15 protein-coding genes, 1 pseudogene and 1 riboswitch are annotated in these 16,731 nt (G+C 63.0%); of the genes and pseudogenes, 10 read left to right on the forward strand and 6 right to left on the reverse strand.

Annotated features, from left to right (window positions below):
- Positions 1–352: 352 nt before the first annotated feature.
- Positions 353–1,714: a sn-glycerol-3-phosphate ABC transporter substrate-binding protein UgpB gene (gene ugpB, locus E1956_RS41510; protein ID WP_134759160.1), complete on the reverse strand. Its 1,362-nt coding sequence runs from the start codon at positions 1,712–1,714 to the stop codon at positions 353–355.
- 348 nt (positions 1,715–2,062) lie between these two features.
- Here ugpB and E1956_RS41515 point away from each other — a divergent pair, with 348 nt between their 5' ends.
- The gene (locus E1956_RS41515; RefSeq protein ID WP_134759162.1) at positions 2,063–3,592 is read left to right on the forward strand and encodes a helix-turn-helix transcriptional regulator; all 1,530 of its coding nucleotides are present in this window, start codon (positions 2,063–2,065) and stop codon (positions 3,590–3,592) included.
- An 80-nt stretch (positions 3,593–3,672) separates the two neighbouring features.
- On the opposite strand, the gene E1956_RS41520 is transcribed toward E1956_RS41515, so the two are convergent.
- Positions 3,673–3,861: a CsbD family protein gene (locus E1956_RS41520; protein WP_134759164.1), complete on the reverse strand. Its 189-nt coding sequence runs from the start codon at positions 3,859–3,861 to the stop codon at positions 3,673–3,675.
- A gap of 149 nt (positions 3,862–4,010) precedes the next feature.
- Here E1956_RS41520 and E1956_RS41525 point away from each other — a divergent pair, with 149 nt between their 5' ends.
- Positions 4,011–4,751 carry a sensor histidine kinase gene (locus E1956_RS41525; RefSeq protein WP_167760288.1) on the forward strand — a complete coding sequence of 247 codons (741 nt, stop codon included), beginning with the start codon at positions 4,011–4,013 and terminating at the stop codon, positions 4,749–4,751.
- Positions 4,752–4,819: 68 nt separating this feature from the next.
- Here the strand turns inward: E1956_RS41525 and choX are convergent, their stop codons facing one another.
- Positions 4,820–5,797 (reverse strand): choline ABC transporter substrate-binding protein, encoded by a 978-nt coding sequence (gene choX / locus E1956_RS41530; RefSeq protein ID WP_134759168.1) that lies wholly within the window; start codon positions 5,795–5,797, stop codon positions 4,820–4,822.
- A gap of 56 nt (positions 5,798–5,853) precedes the next feature.
- Complete coding sequence (gene betC / locus E1956_RS41535) at positions 5,854–7,392, reverse strand: choline-sulfatase (protein WP_134759170.1); 1,539 nt, start codon at positions 7,390–7,392, stop codon at positions 5,854–5,856.
- Between the two features lie 187 nt (positions 7,393–7,579).
- Between betC and E1956_RS41540 the strand changes: the two genes are divergently transcribed.
- On the forward strand, positions 7,580–8,524 hold the full coding sequence (locus E1956_RS41540; RefSeq protein ID WP_134759172.1) for a choline sulfate utilization transcriptional regulator: 945 nt from the start codon (positions 7,580–7,582) through the stop codon (positions 8,522–8,524).
- A 25-nt stretch (positions 8,525–8,549) separates the two neighbouring features.
- Here the strand turns inward: E1956_RS41540 and E1956_RS46485 are convergent, their stop codons facing one another.
- Positions 8,550–8,705 carry a hypothetical protein gene (locus E1956_RS46485; RefSeq protein WP_167760289.1) on the reverse strand — a complete coding sequence of 52 codons (156 nt, stop codon included), beginning with the start codon at positions 8,703–8,705 and terminating at the stop codon, positions 8,550–8,552.
- A gap of 86 nt (positions 8,706–8,791) precedes the next feature.
- A complete protein-coding gene (locus E1956_RS41545) occupies positions 8,792–9,049 on the reverse strand; it encodes a DUF4148 domain-containing protein (RefSeq protein ID WP_232072270.1) in 258 nt (85 codons plus the stop codon).
- A gap of 573 nt (positions 9,050–9,622) precedes the next feature.
- Here E1956_RS41545 and E1956_RS41550 point away from each other — a divergent pair.
- The 7 genes and pseudogenes from E1956_RS41550 to E1956_RS41590 all read left to right on the forward strand — a co-directional run bounded on the left by E1956_RS41550 (position 9,623) and on the right by E1956_RS41590 (position 16,722).
- Positions 9,623–10,795, forward strand: coding sequence for a porin (locus tag E1956_RS41550; RefSeq protein ID WP_134759174.1), 1,173 nt, complete (start codon positions 9,623–9,625; stop codon positions 10,793–10,795).
- Between the two features lie 49 nt (positions 10,796–10,844).
- A riboswitch (yybP-ykoY riboswitch) is annotated at positions 10,845–11,023 on the forward strand.
- 72 nt (positions 11,024–11,095) lie between these two features.
- On the forward strand, positions 11,096–12,100 hold the full coding sequence (locus tag E1956_RS41555; protein ID WP_134759175.1) for a sodium:calcium antiporter: 1,005 nt from the start codon (positions 11,096–11,098) through the stop codon (positions 12,098–12,100).
- Between the two features lie 441 nt (positions 12,101–12,541).
- Positions 12,542–13,690 (forward strand): tetratricopeptide repeat protein, encoded by a 1,149-nt coding sequence (locus E1956_RS47155; protein WP_232072272.1) that lies wholly within the window; start codon positions 12,542–12,544, stop codon positions 13,688–13,690.
- Complete coding sequence (gene tnpA, locus E1956_RS41575; protein WP_134757523.1) at positions 13,623–14,048, forward strand: IS66-like element accessory protein TnpA; 426 nt, start codon at positions 13,623–13,625, stop codon at positions 14,046–14,048. The genes E1956_RS47155 and tnpA overlap by 68 nt, the downstream gene beginning before the upstream one ends.
- Positions 14,045–14,389 carry an IS66 family insertion sequence element accessory protein TnpB gene (gene tnpB / locus E1956_RS41580; RefSeq protein ID WP_134757525.1) on the forward strand — a complete coding sequence of 115 codons (345 nt, stop codon included), beginning with the start codon at positions 14,045–14,047 and terminating at the stop codon, positions 14,387–14,389. Before tnpA ends, tnpB begins: the two co-directional genes overlap by 4 nt.
- 30 nt (positions 14,390–14,419) lie before the next feature.
- Positions 14,420–16,013: pseudogene (gene tnpC / locus E1956_RS41585) on the forward strand (IS66 family transposase).
- Between the two features lie 139 nt (positions 16,014–16,152).
- Positions 16,153–16,722 carry a hypothetical protein gene (locus E1956_RS41590; protein WP_134759183.1) on the forward strand — a complete coding sequence of 190 codons (570 nt, stop codon included), beginning with the start codon at positions 16,153–16,155 and terminating at the stop codon, positions 16,720–16,722.
- The last annotated feature ends 9 nt before the right edge of the window (positions 16,723–16,731 follow it).

A 16,731-nucleotide genomic window follows, 5' to 3' on the forward strand; every position in this document is an offset into this window, starting at 1 on the left:
GACCAGTCGACCATCAAACTACACAGAAGGACGAATAGAAAATTTGACTATTTTGAATAATTAAATTTTGTCTTTGAAAATCAATTACATAATTTAATTGAAAGGTGGATATCTTGATTTAATATTTAACGCACGCCGTTTTTGTTGCAGCGCCACAACATTTAATCATTTCATGATCATTAGCAACTCAATACCCTGACGAAAATCACCGCTTATTTAAATAACACACCTCGAATATCGATCGAATCACGGCACCAGCGAATTCTTGACGCCCAGACATTTCGAGCACCCTTTCACTCACGCCCCGCGAGCCGGACGCACGATGTCGTGCGTCCGTGCCGCCATGAAAGGGTTAGCCGCCCTGCTTCTCGAAGCGTCTCAACAGCTCATTGCCACGCGCGTTGGCCGAATCGAGCGCCTGTTGCGGCGTCTTGCTGCCCGTCCATACCTGCTCGAGCTCTTCGTCCACCACGGTGCGGATCTGCGGCATGTTGCCCAGACGCAGACCCTTCGTCCAGGGCAGCGGCGGCTTGTTGAGCATCTGCCTCGTGGCCGTATCGGCGCCCGGATGCGAATCGTAGAAGCCCTGCTTGCGCGCGAGGTCGTAGGCCGCCGTCGTGACGGGCAGATAGCCCGTGTCCTCATGCCACTTCGCCGCCACAGCCGGTGAACCCAGATAGGCAAGAAACTTCGCGACACCCTTGTACACGTCGGGATTCTTGCCCGCCAGCACCCACAGGCTCGCCCCGCCGATGATGGCGTTCTGCGGCGCGCCCTTCACGCTCGGGTCATAGGGCATCATGCCCGTGCCGTACTTGAACTTCGCATACTGCTGCACGTTCGCGAGCGCGCCCGACGAGCCCATCATGATCCCGCAGTCGCCGCTATAGAACTTCGCCGTGGCCTCGTCCTTGCGGCCCACATAGGTGAAGGTGCCGTCCTTCGCCATCTTCTGCAGGAAGGCGATATGCGCGACCTGCAGCGGCTTGTTGATTTCGAGCACGGCGTCGGTGCCGTCGAAGCCGTTGTTGCGCGTGGCGATCGGCGCGCCGTGCCAGGCGCTGTAATTCTCGATCTGGATCCAGCCCTGCCAGCCCGTGGTGAAGCCGCAGCTCATGCCAGCCGCCTTGAGCCTGGCCGCATCGGCGGCGACCTCGGGCCAGGTCTTCGGAGGCGCGTCGGGATCGAGGCCCGCCTTCTTGAACGCGTCTCGGTTGTAGTAGAGCAGCGGCGTGGAGCTGTTGAACGGCATCGAGACGAGATGCCCCGTTTTCGCGTCGCTGTAGTAGCTGGCCACGGTCGGCACGAACGCCTTTTCGTCGAAGGGCACGCCCGCGTTCTTCATCACGTCGTACACGGGCACGATGGCCTTCTTCGCCTGCATCATCGTTGCGGTGCCCACTTCGTAGACCTGCAGGATTGCGGGCGCGTCGCCGCTGCGGTAGGCGGCAATGCCTGCGGCGAGCGTCTGGTCGTAAGTGCCCTTGAACACCGGCACGATCTTGTATTCGCTCTGCGAGGCGTTGAACTGCTTCGCGATATCGTTGACGCGCTCACCGAGCTCCGACTCCATCGCGTGCCAGAACTGGATCTCGACGGGCGCCGCCTGGGCCGACCGGATGCCGCCGGCAAACGACATGCCGATGGCAAGCGCACAGACCGCGGCGCGCAAATGACTGCGCGAACCCGCGCGCAATTTCTCGTGCTTTCTCATCTGGTTCTCTTCCTTGTTATGGATGTCGATACGGGATGTCGAAACACAAAGCAGCCTGCCCGCGGGCGGATAGTGTGTGGCGCTGCGTGCGGAAGGCAACAGGCGGGGCCGCGCGCACCCGCGGGCAAAGGGCAGCGCAAGGGTAGCACAGCGAATCACGCGGCCATGTGAAGGCGGGCTGCGCGCCAGTACAGTACAAAGCAATCAGGTGAGATCGTGCAATTCGCTCTGTTCGGCGCGAGGCTTTTCATGCAGGATGGAAAAGGCCGCATCGTTTCGTACCCTTGTCGCGCCTGAAACCGGGGATCGATGATCACGGCCTGGCCGACAAGATCACCGGGATACGCAATGGATTCCGCTTCCAGCAAGCCGCAAGTCGACAGAAGGCAATTGCAGCAGATCGTCGCCGGACTCACCGAAGGCATCCTGCTCGCCGATCCCGACGGCTCGATCGTCTGGGCCAACGAAACCGCCCTTTCGATTCACGGCATCAATGCGGTTGAGGACTTCGGCGGCAACCCCGCCGGTTTTCAGAAGCGCTTCACGCTGAAGTACCGCAACAATCATCCGCTGCTGGCAGGGCAATATCCGCTGGCACGCGTACAGGCCGGCGAAGTGTTTCGGGACGTGATCATCGAGGTGACGAAGCCGGGCGACGACAGCTTTCACGCGATCCACCAGGTGCGCAGCCTCGTGCTGACCGACGCAGCCGAGGAGCCGCAGTCGCTGGTGCTCGTGATTCAGGACGTGACCGGGCGATACACGGCGGAAGAGCGCTTCGAGCGAACCTTCAGTGCGAATCCGGCGCCCGCAGTCATCTGCCGGTTGTCCGACCTCCGCTACGTGAAGGTCAATCAGGGCTTTCTCGAGATGACCGGGTTCGCGCGCGATGAAGTCATCGGTCGCTCGGCCTACGAGTTCGATGTCCTCGGCGGCTCCGACAAGCGCGACCAGGCGATTGAATATCTGAACGAAGGCCGCACAATTCCGCAAATGGAAAGCGTGCTGCGTATCGCGGATGGCGGCAGCAAGTTCGTGATCGTGGCCGGCCAGCCGATCGAGGTGGGCGACCAGGACTGCATGCTCTTCACGTTCATGGATCTCGAGCCGAGGCGAAAAGCCGAAGCGGCGCTGCGGCAAACCGAAGAGCGCTTTTCGACGGCGTTTCGCCTCGCGCCAGTGCCGATGACGGTCAGCGCGCTCGACGACATGTTATTTCTCGACGTCAACGACGCGTTTGTCGCTGCAACCGGCTACCAGGTCGAAGAGGCCATTGCCCGCGATCCGTCGTCGCTGGAATTGTGGGAGGACGACGAGGCTTTCAGCCAGTTCCGCGACACGGTTGAATCCACCAGCAGTGTGCGCAATGTCGAAATGAAGCTGCGCGCAAAGAATGGCGACATGCTCGACTGTCTGGTCTCCGCGGAGACGGTCACCATTCACGAGCGGCGCTGCGTGTTGTGCGTGCTCCAGGACATCACCGAACGCAAACGCTCCGAAAGCGAACTGATCGCCGCCATCGAAACAGTGATGCAGGATACGTCGTGGTTCAGCCGCACCGTGATCGAAAAGCTCGCGGAAATCCGCCATCCTACTCCCGCAGGGAAAACGGGTGCGGCGCTCGACGACCTCAGCCCCCGCGAGCTCGAAGTGCTGGTGCTGATGTGCCAGGGCAGCGACGATGCGAAGATTGCCGAAACGCTGCAACTCTCACGCAATACCGTGCGCAACTATGTTGCCGCCATCTACAGCAAGATTGGCGTGAACCGGCGTTCTGCGGCCATTGTCTGGGCCCGCGACCGCGGCATCGACCGCGATGGCCACGTGGCGCCTTCGCCACGACAACGCCGCAATCCACGCGGCCCCGCCACACGGTAAGCAGAAAGCCCTTTCGGGCTCCAGCCCGGCAACGCGGCCTGCGCGAACACGTTGCCGCATTCGCGCAGGCTCAAAACACATCAGTTGTCCTTGTCAAGCTCTTCGCGTAGCTTGTCCTTGGCCTCGCCAACCTTGCGCTGAACCGTTCCGGTCGCTTTCTCGACTTTGCCTTCCGCTTCGGTCTCGCGCCTGCCCGTTACCTTGCCGGCTGCTTCCTTGATCGAACCTTTGATCTCTTTCGCCGCGCCCTTGATCCGGTCGTTGTCCATGATCGCTCTCCAGTCGATGGGGGAAAGCCCCTTGCCGATACGGCAGGGACGAACCCAATGTAGCGAAGCAGCGAGCCTGGCAACAGAGTCAAACATACCAGGCAATGCAGTACAACCGTATCTGTTCAGTGCACGGGCCCGGCAATACAGTGTCCGCATCCAGTGACGAGGCCACCGACCGGCACCGCGTCACGCCGGCCGCCTCCTCCCCGCGTGCTTCCTTCTTTCCTTTCGCCATGAAACCCGTTTCCGATAGCCCCGCGGATTCACGGAAAGACTCCCCACAGGAGATTTCATCGATACAGGCTCTGCAAATACGCGAGCTTCATCATCGCACGCGAAACAGCCTCCATCTGATCGCCTGTACCTTGCAGCTGCAGTCGCGTCAGTCCAGCAATGCCGAAGCAAGACATGCACTGGATGTTGCGGCACGCCGCATCAACAGTGTCGCGCGTATTCATGAGCATCTTTACGACAATGGCCAATGCGACTATCAACCCGCGAGGGACTACCTCTCTAGCCTGCTTCAGGATTTGCACCACGCGCTTCTGGGCCCGGGCTCGGCCCGCATGCTGTGTCTGGCGCCAGGCGAAGCGTTCGTGCTCGACAGCGATACGCTCGTGTCGCTCGGCTCCATCGTGGCGGAACTGGTGACCAACGCGGTCAAATACAGTCGCGGCAACGTCAACGTGACGTTGGCATGGCAAACGGGTCAACTGGAGGTCGTTGTCGACGACGAGGGATCGGGATTTCCTGCGGGCTTCGATCCCGCGCGCGATGCGGGTTTTGGGCTTCGTCTAGCGCATCATCTGTGTACCGGATCTGGCGGCACGCTGACGATCGACACGAGCGCGGGGCACGGCAGCATCAAGGCCGTACTGGTTCCGTAGACGCGCCAGCCCTCCTGCGTTGGTGACATAGCCGAGAGGCGTGTCGAGCGCGCCGTCGGGGCACGCCGCTAGTGGCCTCCAATCGCCGCGTTGACGGCCTGCAATCCGTTCGCGCCGCCCACTGTCGTCACGCCATCGAGCCACGGTCCCAGCAGGTTGGTATGCGCCTTCAGCGCGTTCAGCGAGGCCGTTTTGACATCTTCCTTGTCTCGCAGCACGCTCGTCATGATCTGGTTTTCGAGGTCGACGTTGAACGTCATTTGACTGAGCAGCCGGCCAAGATTGGCACACTGCTGCGCGAAGCCGGTGCGCGTCACGGTATTGACCGTGGCGCCGCCATAGTCAGGCCCGAAATACGCGTCGCCGCCCGCCAGATACGTAATGTGGAATCGCGTATTCATCTCGTGCGGCTCCCACGCGAGAAAGACAATCCACTTCTTGTCGCGCACTGCGCGCTCCACCTGGGTCAACATCCCGGTCTCGCTCGATTCGACGAGCCTCCAGTCACCGAGCCCGAACGCCTTCTTGTCGAGCATGTGCTTGATGTTCTGGTTCGCGGGTGCGCCAGGCTCGATTCCATAGATGGTGTCGTCGAATTTTCCCGCGTTCTTCGCGAGGTCGGCGAACGAGTGCACGCCCGCAGCGGCGACATAGTCAGGTACTGCGAGCGTGAATTTCGCGTTCGTCAGGTTCGCGTGCAATACGTCTATCGAGTGGCCCTCGACGAAAGGCTTCACGAGCGGCGCCTGCGCCGGCATCCAGTTGCCGAGGAACACGTCGATCTGCCCTCGCTTCAAGCCCTCATAGGTGATGGGCACGGACAGGTTCGAGACGGTCTGGTTGTAGCCGAGCGCCTTAAGCACGATGCCGGTTATGGCATTGGTGGCGTCGATGTCGGCCCACCCGGGAGCCGCCATCCGGACGCGCTCGCAACTCTGCGGCTCCGCAGCCTGCGCCGCCAGCATGGGGGCGAGCGCCGTCGCGCATAGCACGATCGACAGAACGCGTCGCAGCCTGCTGGCCTGATTTGCCTCGTTTCGTTTCATGTCTCTCTCCTGTTTCCGATTTCCGCCCGGGTCTCGACGATGGTGTGGCGCAAGGATCACTCGTGCACGACGCGCGGAAAGCGCGCCATCGCTTCCAGCGTGTCCAGCTCGATGTGATTGCGCATGTACCGATTACCCGCATCGACGAAGGGTTGCCAGTCCCACGACTGGATACGCCCCTGGGTCGTCGCCGCGTAGTGAAAGCGGCGTCGGCGCTGGCTCGCCAGCACCTCGCGACGCAGGGCATCGAGATCCCAGCGCGCCGCGATCTCCGCGCGAAATGCCGTGACCGTCCGCGCGTGATCCGGGTTGTCGGCCAGATTGACGAGCTCCAGCGGATCGGCGCTCAAATCGAAAAGCTGGTCCGGGTCCACGCTCGTATGGATGAACTTGTACGCGCCGCGCCGGATCATCACGATGGGCGCAATCGCGCCCTCCGCGAAGTATTCGCCGAACACCTCGTCGTGGCCGCCGTCGCCAACCAGATGCGGCACCAGGCTGCGGCCATCCACGGGGTCGGGCCAGTCGGTCTTGTGGGTCCCGCCCGCCAGATCCACGAGCGTCGGCAACAGGTCGATCGTGGAGACCGAACTCGCGACGCGGCGCGGCGCGAAGCGCTTCGGCGCATGCACGATCAGCGGCACGCGCGCGGCGTTCTCGAAGAACGTCATCTTGTACCAGAGACCGCGTTCGCCCAGCATGTCGCCATGATCGGACGTGACGATCACGATCGTATCGTCAGCGAGCCCGCTCTCCTCCAGTGCGTCGAGCATCGCGCCGAACTGCGCGTCGACATAGGACAGCGCGCCATAGTATGCCCGGCGTGCGTTGCGGACCTGCTGTTCGCCCGGCGGCGTGCGGTCGTTCTCGCAGACGTGCCGCAGCCGCTGCGAATGCGGATCGCGCGCCTCATGGCCCGGCATCGTGCGTGGCAGATCGATTTCCTCATCGCGATAGAGGTTCCAGTATTGCGCCGGGATCGCGTAGGGATCGTGCGGATGCGTCAACGACGCGACCACGCAGAACGGCCGCGTATCGCTGCCCGCCTGTCGCTCGCGCGCGATGTCGTAGAGCTTCTGCCGCACGGTGAATGTCACCTCGTCGTCGAAGTCGAGCTGATTGGTACGCACGCAGGGACCGGCATCGAGCACCGAACTCATGTTGTGATACCAGCTCGGACGTACTTCGGGACGATCCCAGTCCGGCACCCAGCCGAAGTCGGCGGGATAGATGTCCGTGGTCAGACGCTCCTCGAAGCCATGCAACTGGTCGGGACCGCAAAAATGCATCTTGCCCGACAACACCGTCCGGTAGCCGCCCGCACGCAGGTAATGGGCGAACGTCAGGGTTTGCGCAGGCAATTCCGCCGCGTTATCGTAGGCGCCGATCTTCGACGGCAGCTTGCCGGCCATGAAGGCGAAGCGTGAAGGCCCGCACAACGGGCTCGCGCAATACGCGGAATCGAATACCACGCCGTCGCGCGCCAGGGCGTCGATGCGCGGCGTCCTGGACACCGCATTGCCGTGTATGCGCAGCGCCGAAGGCGTCATCTGGTCCGCCATCAGGATGAGAATATTTGCGGGCTTAGAGCTCATGATCGAGGGCAGTTAAAATCGGGGGTAGTGGCCGGCCACGCGGCATTGCCGCAGGGATGCAGCGGCACGACGGGCTGCCGGACTCAACGGCGCAATGTCCGAAGGGACGTGCGGCGTGTCCACAATATGTCGCCCCATTAAACGCGCGTGAAGACGCCCTCAGCTTATGGCCCCATAAGGGACGCTTATGTCAGACCAGGATCGTTTGCCGCCGATGCAGGCGCTCTCGGTATTCGAGGCGGCTGCGAGACTTGCGAGCTTCACCGCCGCGGCTCGCGAGCTCGGCGCGACGCAGCCGGCGGTCAGCCAGCGCATCGTGCAGCTCGAGGCGGACCTCGGCGCCCCGCTGTTCGAGCGCGGCCACCGCGGCGTGACGCTGACGCCCGACGGCCAGCGCCTCTATGAGGCGGTGCGCCAGAGCCTGGCGACCATCCGCGATGCCACCGCCGAAATCCGCGCGCGCCGTGCGTCAGGAGGACTAACCATTCTCACCGATGCGGGCTTCGCGACCTTCTGGCTGATGCCGCGCCTGGCGGGACTGAAGCAACGGATGCCGGACGTCAACGTGAAGGTCGTCACCTCGCAGCAGACGTTCGATCCGCGCCGCGATCACGCGGACGTGGCGATCGCGTTTGGCGACGATGACTGGACGCCCTGCACGTCCACGCGACTGTTTCCGGAGGAGGTCACTCCCGTCTGCTCGCCCGCGTTTTACGCGCAGCACGGCCACGTGAGGACGCCCGCCGACCTCGCGGCGTTGCCGCTTCTGCACGTTCAGCCGACGGAACCGGTGCGCTGGCTGTCATGGACAGGATGGTTCGCGGCGCAGCATTTGCGGGCGCCCGCGGATGAACAGGGGATAACCTTCAATAGCTACGCGCTCGTGATTCATGCCGCGCTGATGGGCCAGGGCGTTGCGCTCGGCTGGACCCCGCTGACTGACTCGCTGGTTGCGAGCGGCCAGCTCGTGCGGCTGATCGATACGCCAGTCGTTACGGCGCGCGGCTACTTTCTCGTGCGTCCGCCGGCGCGGCCCGAAGCGCCCGCTGTGCCGCTGTTCCGGCGCTGGCTGTTCGACGAATGCCATACGGCCGCGCAGCCGGCTTCGAATGCCGCCGGCAATAGCCATTGACGCGCCGCGCGGCATCCGCCTCGCATTACGAACCGAAGAACGGCACGCAATAATCCGGCGGTCCGACGCAGTCGCCGGGGCCGTTGGGCTGCGGATGCAGACTTGCGCAGCCCGACATGGCGGCTGCCGCCGCGACGCACACCGCCGCGCGCACGACATAAATAACAATGCGTGATTTCATGGAATCGAAACTCGGATGACTGGCCGCAAGGCGAGTTCCCGTCAAGACGCGCGGCCCGTGCGACTTGACGGCTGTGCCCGGTCGCGTCAGTGGTGGGCGTAGACCGTGCTGTTGAGCAGCTTCAACTGGCCGTCCTGCTGCGCTTCGACGAGTTCATGACGCACCTGGGCACGCGTGATGTGTGCCGTGCCGTCACCGTTCCATGCGGGGGCCGCCGGAGCCGCCGCCACGGGCGCCGCCGCGTCGGGCGCAGCGCCAACGGGTGTCGCCGTGCCTTGTGCATGCGCGAACGCCGAAACCGACAACATGAGCGCGGCAATCGCGCAATTCCAACTCTTCTTCACTTCAAACTCCTGTCCGGCCAGGCGGCCGTTACCGTTGACTGTGCCGGCGCTGTTGCACGCCGGTTCCCGATGCATCGCAGGGCTGCAATGCAATTCATGCGGCAAGGATAGAGGCGCGAACCCTCGCGAATATCCGCAGGGAAATGAAGAAATGTTTAAGATCCGGCCCATGACCGCCGCGCGCCAGGATGAAAGCGAATTCGCTCAATTGTCCTGATCGACTCGCGCGGCACATCGCACCTGCAATACGTCCACGAAAGCCGCATGCGCGGCTTGCCATGCGCACCAGCCAGCGCGGTGCGCATCCACGACGTGTGCCTATGCACACATCGCCACGCCACAGATCGCCGCAAAAAAACAACACCTTCGCGCACTGCGCCCTTGCAGCGCCGTCCAGACGGGACCCACGCACGAACGCGTTTTCTGAAACTCAGTCTTTCCGATTTTCAAATTCGTCCACAGAGCACGTTACGCATAATCGCCCCTGAATTTGCCTTGCGTACCTGCCGCGCTGCGATTCGTTTTTCATGAAGTACACGCTCTCTCACGCAACTTTTTAATGAATATTCGCCAATGAAAAAAACCGCTCTCGCTCTCGCTGCCACGCTGGCGACCATCGCCTCCGCCGCTCATGCGCAAAGCAGCGTGACGCTCTACGGCTCGCTCGACACCTCGGTCGCCTTCTTCGGCAATCAGGCGGGCAAGAATGGTTCGGGCAATACCTTCCAGATGATGTCCGGCAACGTGTCGCCGAACCTGTGGGGCTTGAAGGGCACCGAGGATCTCGGCAACGGCCTCTCCGCGATCTTCAAGCTCGAAAGCGGCTTTAACATCGACAACGGCAAGCAGGGCCAGGGCCAGCGCATGTTCGGCCGTACCGCGATGGTGGGCCTGAACTCGAACACGGCCGGCAGCTTCACGCTGGGCCGCCAGTACGATCCGCTCATCGACCTGCTCCAGCCGATGACCGACGACGTGAACTTCGGCTCCGCATTCGCGACGCCGGGCGACATGGACAACTACGACAACAGCTACCGCACCAGCAACTCGGTCAAGTACACGAGCCCGAACTGGGCGGGCCTGCAGGTGAGCGCGATGTACGCATTCGGCGGCCAGGCGGGCAGCATGGGCGCGGGCCAGACCTGGGCCCTCGCGGCGGCGTACAACCATGGTCCGTTCGGCTTCGGCGCAGGCTACTTCAAGGCCAACAGCAACAGCGGCACGGCGGCTTCGTTCGACGGCCTGAACCCGAACACCGACGTCAACGTGGATTCGCCGGCGATCACGGGTGGCTTCGTTTCGGCCAACTCGCTGCAGATCATCCGCGCGGTGGGCAACTACAACTACGGTCCGATGACCTTCGGCCTCTCGTACAGCAACGTGGACTACGCGAACTACCAGAGCGCGTCCGGCCCCAACAGCGACACGAAGTTCAACACCGGCCAGGCGTACATCAACTACCAGGTGACGCCGGTGGCGCTGATCGGTGTCGGCTACAACTACACGAAGGGCCATGGCAACGGCGTGAACGCGAGCTATAACCAGTTCAGCCTCGGCGGCGACTACTTCCTCTCCAAGCGCACCGACATCTACGTGCTCGCGGGCTACCAGAAGGCCTCGGGCCACACGATCGACGCCGATACGGGCGCGCTCGTCGACGCCAACGCCTCGTTCGCCGACTTCGGCAACGACGCGACCACCAACAAGCAGGCCATGGCGATGGTCGGCATCCGCCACCACTTCTGATCCGGCTTCGCCCCTTTCCTTCCGCGCGGCCGGCTTCGTCGGCTATAATGCGCGGGTCTTAGGGGAGTAGTCTGCGTCACGCGCAATGCGTGCCGCGCCGGCGTCAACATGATTGGCACACAGTGCCATGGCGCCGGCAGCCGTTCTTCGGCCTGACGAGACCTATGACGTTATCCCTCACACCCGGGCTGGGCGGGGGGGATGGCGTCATTGGTCCCATCGTCCAGCCCGAGGAATGCCGCTACCCATGTCCCGCCTTTCCCGCATCTGCACTTGCGCGCGCCCTACGGAGCGTGCGTCATGATCTGGACGTTCGCCCTGCTCATTGCCGCCGCCGGCATCATCTATCTGTCGTGCGAGATCTTCGTCAACGCCGTCGAATGGCTCGGCCAGAAGCTGAAGGTCACGCAAACGGCCACCGGCACGATCCTCGCCGCGTTTGGCACCGCGCTGCCCGAGAGCGTGGTCACGCTCGTGGCGGTCGCCTTCGGCACCGATGCGGCCCACAAGGAAATCGGCATTGGCGCGGCCATCGGCGGCCCGCTCGCGCTCAGCACGGTCGCCTATGCCGTGGTGGGCGTCGCGTTGTTGGCAACGGCTGCACGCACGGGCCGCGCGCGCGCCGGCACCGTGGACGCCGACACGCGCCGCTTGCGCCGCGACCAGCTCTGGTTCCTCGCGATCTTCGTCGTGAAGATCGGGCTCGGGCTCGTGGTGTTCAGCTTCAAGCCTCTGCTCGGCATCGCGTTTCTCGCGGCCTACGCGATTTATTGCTGGAAGGAGCTCAGCGACCAGAGCGACAGCGTGGAAGACGTGGGACTCGAACCACTCAAGCTGCGTCCGCGCGATGCGAATCCGTCACTGTTCTGGGTCCTGCTCCAGACCGTGGGTGCGCTCGCTGTGATCTTCTTCGCCTCGCACCTCTTCGTGCAGCAGATCAGCGCGGTGGGTCCGTGGCTCGGGCTGAGCCCGCAACTGACGGCGCTGCTCTTCAGCCCGATCGCCACCGAGCTGCCGGAGATCATGAACGCGATCATCTGGGTGCGTCAGGGCAAGGAGCGGCTCGCGCTCGCGAACATCAGCGGCGCGATGATGATCCAGGCGACCATTCCCACCGCGTTCGGGCTGTTCTTCACGTCGTGGCACCTCGGTGCGCCGTCGATTCTCGCCGCGGTCACGACGATGCTCGCCATCGTGTTCCTGCAGTGGGCGTTCCGCGCGCCACAAGTGCATAGCCGCCAGCTGACGCACGTGGGCTGGCTCTATGCGGCGTTCGCGGCCATGCTCTGCGTGATTCCGAAGTGATGCGCGAAGGCGCGTCGAAGTTGGCTGCAGGTTGAATCGACGTGACCTGTTTGCTTGCACCGCGGCCCGATGCGCTCGGGCCGTGTTCGTTTTACACACCCTTTTCGGAGCGGTCCTATAGCGCTCGCCACGAGCGCGGCGAGAGCATTGCGTGCCAGACGGAAATCCCAATTCGTCGCTCATCGATTTTCTCCCAGGAGCGCGAGAATGAATCAAGCCATCTCACCCGCGAGCGATACCTTTCTACCGGTCTTCAAATCATTGCAATCCGATGGCTTTAACGCGGCGCAACGCCTCGCGATTGCATTCGATTCCACGGGTCAAAGCGCCTGTCTCGAGGCAGACCTGATAGCCGGCCTCGGCCTGAAAGCCACGCCGGAGCAACAGGCGCGAGGTGCATCGAACGTCGCCCACGCTGGTACTCGATTCCTGCGATGCGCATTGTTCGCCAGCGCATCCGGGCGCGACGACGCCGCTCTGAAACTCGTCACGCTTGCTGCCCAGGCGCTCGAGCCGGACGACGCCCTGCAATGGGCAACGTGGATAACGGACAAGATCGACGGCCGCGCGATGGCGCTGCACCTCATGGCCGCGCTGGAGACTCATCACCCGAACGATGCCCGCCTGCACTGGCTGATCGCGTGCGCATTGTCCGGCCACGCCGACGAGGCAACACTCAAGTTGCGCCAGAAGGCCTTGCTGCGCGCCTGGCAGATCGATCCGATGATCGATCCGGCCTTGCCGCTGCAACGGGTTCTGGAGCGGCGGTATGCGGGCGATTGGCAAGCCGTCGAACAGGTGTGCCACGCGGAGCTCGCCCGTCGTCCTGGCGACCTCGAAATGTCGTGGCAACTGGCCTGTGCGCAATGGCGCCGCCATGACCCTGCCGCAGCGGAAGCAACGATGCGCATCGCCGATGCCCATCACCCGGGAAACAGCGACGTATTCGCTGCGCTGGCGCAGTTTGTCGCCGAACAGGCGCGTTACGGCGCGGCCCGGCGATTGTATGAACGCGCGCTCGCGCTCGACAGCAACGCACCCACATCGGCCGTCGATCTCGCCGAGCTGGAGTTGCGCAATGGCGACTGGCCACGCGGCTGGTCACGATACGAAGGGCGCCTCGCGCGAACGGACCGCGCATCAAACAGTGTCGTGTCCATCATGACGCGCGTGGCTCCGCGCTGGACTGGCCAGCCGCTCAAGGGCCGCACGCTGCTGGTCTATAGCGAGCAGGGACATGGCGACGACATTCAGATGGTCCGGCTGATCCCCGCACTCACGGCGCGTGTGCAAGCCGAAGGCGGCCGTCTGGTCCTGGCGTGCAGGCGCGCACTGCGCACGCTCTTCGCACGCCATTACGCGCCTTGCATCGAGATCGAAGCGAGAAACTATGCCGAGCATGGCACTCCTGACTACTGCCTGCCGATGATGAGCGTGCCTTTCATGCTTCGCTTGAAGCCGGAGCAGGGTAAGCGGCTCGCGATGGCCGTCGTAGACGCCCGCAAGGATCGGCATCAAAGTGATGTCCATCATTTTCGAAGTGGTGGACATCATTTTGTCAGAGCCAACACAGAGGCCCGGCAGCCGTAAAGGTCGCCCAAACCATAATCCGGAATTCCGACGTCGCCTGGCGATGGCAGCTTGCGAACCAGGGGTGTCAATCGCCAGATTGGCCCGTGAGAACGGCTTGAACGCGAACCTCGTGTTCACGTGGCGGCGCCGGTATCTGGCGGAACAGCAAGCCGAGGCGGTGCAACTCGTTCCGGTGGCAATCGTGAACGAGGCGTCATCGGTCAATGAACCTCCTGCGCTGCCAGAGCCTGAGACCGTGAGGCCGGCTGTGCCCACTGGTTCAATCGAGGTTCGGATCGGTCGGGCGGTGGTTAAGGTCGACGGTATTGTCGACGCTGAGACGCTTCGAACGGTGTTGAGGAGTCTGCGCTCGTGATTTCTCTGCCAACGGGTACGCGTATCTGGCTTGTCGCGGGCGTCACTGACATGCGCTGCGGCTTCCAGGGCCTGGCTGCCAAGGTGCAAACGGCGCTTGAGGAGAACCCCCTTGGCGGTAACGTCTTCATCTTCCGAGGGCGCCGCGGCGATCTTGTGAAGGTGCTTTGGGCTACTGAGGACGGGCTCTGGCTTCTCGCGAAACGGTTGGAGCGAGGGCGTTTCATCTGGCCGCAGGCCGACGGCGGCAAGATCCATCTGACGAGCGCGCAGTTGTCGATGTTGCTCGAGGGCATCGACTGGCGACAACCACGACGCACCGCCGCACTCTCGATGTTGTAAACCTCGAGGAAGGCTCGTAAACTGCGACGCATGTCCGATCAAGCGCCGCTTCCCGATACTGTCGCCGAGCTCCGTGCCATGGTGCTCGCGCAACAGGCATCGCTGCTTGAGCACCAGGCATCGATTGCGAAGATGGCGGAGGAACTCGCCGCGCGAGATGACGAGATCGAGCGCCTGAAGGCGCAGATCGACAAGCTCAGGCGGATGCACTTCGGGCGCAAGTCCGAACAACTCGCCAAGCAGATCGACAAGCTCGAGGCGCAGCTGGAGGACCTGACGGGCGGCCGTGGTGCTGCCGAGGCGCGTAACCAGCGAGACAGGACACCGAATGCGCCGGCCAGCAAATCGCCTTCGCGAGAACCGCTCCCGCCGCACCTGCCGCGCGAGGAGATCGTACTCGAGCCTGATCCGCTCTGCCCCAGGTGCGCGACGACCATGCAGCCGCTGGGCGAGGACGTATCCGAACAGCTCGCGCGCGTAGCCGCCGCATTCAAGGTGATCCGCACGATCCGGCGCAAATTGCTTTGCCCCGGCTGCGGCCATATCGAACAACTGCCGATGCCGGGCCTGCCGATCGAGCGCAGCATCGCGCATCCGAGCCTGCTGGCCGATATCGCGGTATCGAAGTTCGCGGATCACCAACCTCTGTATCGCCAGTCGGAGATCGCGGCCCGCGACGGGGTGACGCTCGATCGCGCCAGCATGGGCCGTTGGATCGGCCAGATCGTCGAGCTCTGCATGGTGCTGGTCGAGGCGATCCAGCGCTACGTGCTGGCTGCCGGCAAGCTTCATGGCGACGACACGACGGTTCCCGTCCTCACACCGGGCAACCAGAAGACGACAACCGGCCGATTCTGGGTCTATGTGCGCGACGATCGACGCTCGGGCTCGACGGAGCCTGCGGCAGTCTGGTTCACGTACTCGTCGGACCGCAAGGGTGTTCATCCGCAAACGCACCTCGCCAACTTCAAGGGAATCCTGCAGGCGGATGCCTACGCCGGCTTCGATCAGCTGTACGCAAGCGGCGACGTCTTCGAAGCGGCATGCTGGGATCACGCGAGGAGGTACATATACGACGTTCACGAGCGTACGCCGACTCCGGATACCCAGAAACTGCTCGAGATGATCGGCGAGCTCTACAGCATCGAAGCCGACATTCGCGGCAAACCTCCCGATGAGCGGTTGCGTGTGCGGCAGGAGAAGAGCAAGCCTCTGCTCAACGCGTTCGAATCGACGCTCAGGGCCAAGCTTGCGACGCTGTCGAAGAAGTCTACGCTCACGGGCGCGATCAACTACTCGCTGAACCACTGGGCGGCGCTCACGTTCTACTGCGAGGACGGACGCGCCGAGATCAGCAATGTGCTTGCAGAAAATGCCCTGCGTTGTGTAGCGTTGGGCAGAAAAAAACTATTTGTTCGTTGGCTCCGACAGCGGCGGTGAGCGTGCGGCGGCGATGTACAGTCTCATCGGTACGTGCAAACTCAACGAAATCAACCCACGTGCTTACCTCGAATACGTGCTCACTCATATTGCGGACCACAAGGTCAACCGCATCGACGAACTGCTTCCCTGGAACGTGGCCGACAAACTGAAGCCGGCCGCTCCGCCCACGCCCGCCGTTTGACCGGGTAGATCCAGATAGATCGTGTCCACGATCATGGAAACGATCTATCTGGATCTACCCGGACCTCTCCACGCTCTCACATCATGCCCCACGCGCGCGCGAATCGGGGACCGGCCCTGCCGAGCCGCTTACGGAGCAGGTGCGCGGCACGCCCTATCTCGAGCCCGATGCGTCGCGCGCAGCGCAATGGCAGTCTCGTGTACGCGAGGCATCGCCGATGCATGATGCACTTCAGATCGGTCTCGTTTGGCGTGGCGATCCCAACCATAGGCGTGACGCGCAGCGTTCCATGACGCTTGAAGCGTTGGCGCCGCTCTTCGCGTTGAACGATGTGGTTTTCCATCCCCTTTCGCCGGGGCATACAGCTATGCCGGCGAACGTGCCGCACTGCGATTTGACGCCCGACTACCGCGACGGCTTCGAAGACGTCGCCGCGCATGTCTGCGCACTCGATGCGGTCGTGACGATCGATAGCGCTCCGCTTCATCTGGGCGGCGCGCTCGGCAAGCCCGTGTTCGCGATGCTCGATCGCGTGTCGCAATGGGCGTGGGGGACGCAGGAATCACAGCGATGGTACGACAGCGTGACCTTGTTTCGGCAACCCCGGCCTGGCGATTGGCAACCGGTAGTGGCGCGTGTCGCGCAGAGATTGGCAAGCTTCCCCGCTGCACCTGAGCGTGAAGCCACCGGGCTCGCGAACAGGCTTTAGACAGACGCG

Origin of the sequence: Paraburkholderia pallida, from assembly GCF_004524855.1 — a bacterium.
Classification (GTDB): domain Bacteria; phylum Pseudomonadota; class Gammaproteobacteria; order Burkholderiales; family Burkholderiaceae; genus Paraburkholderia; species Paraburkholderia oxyphila.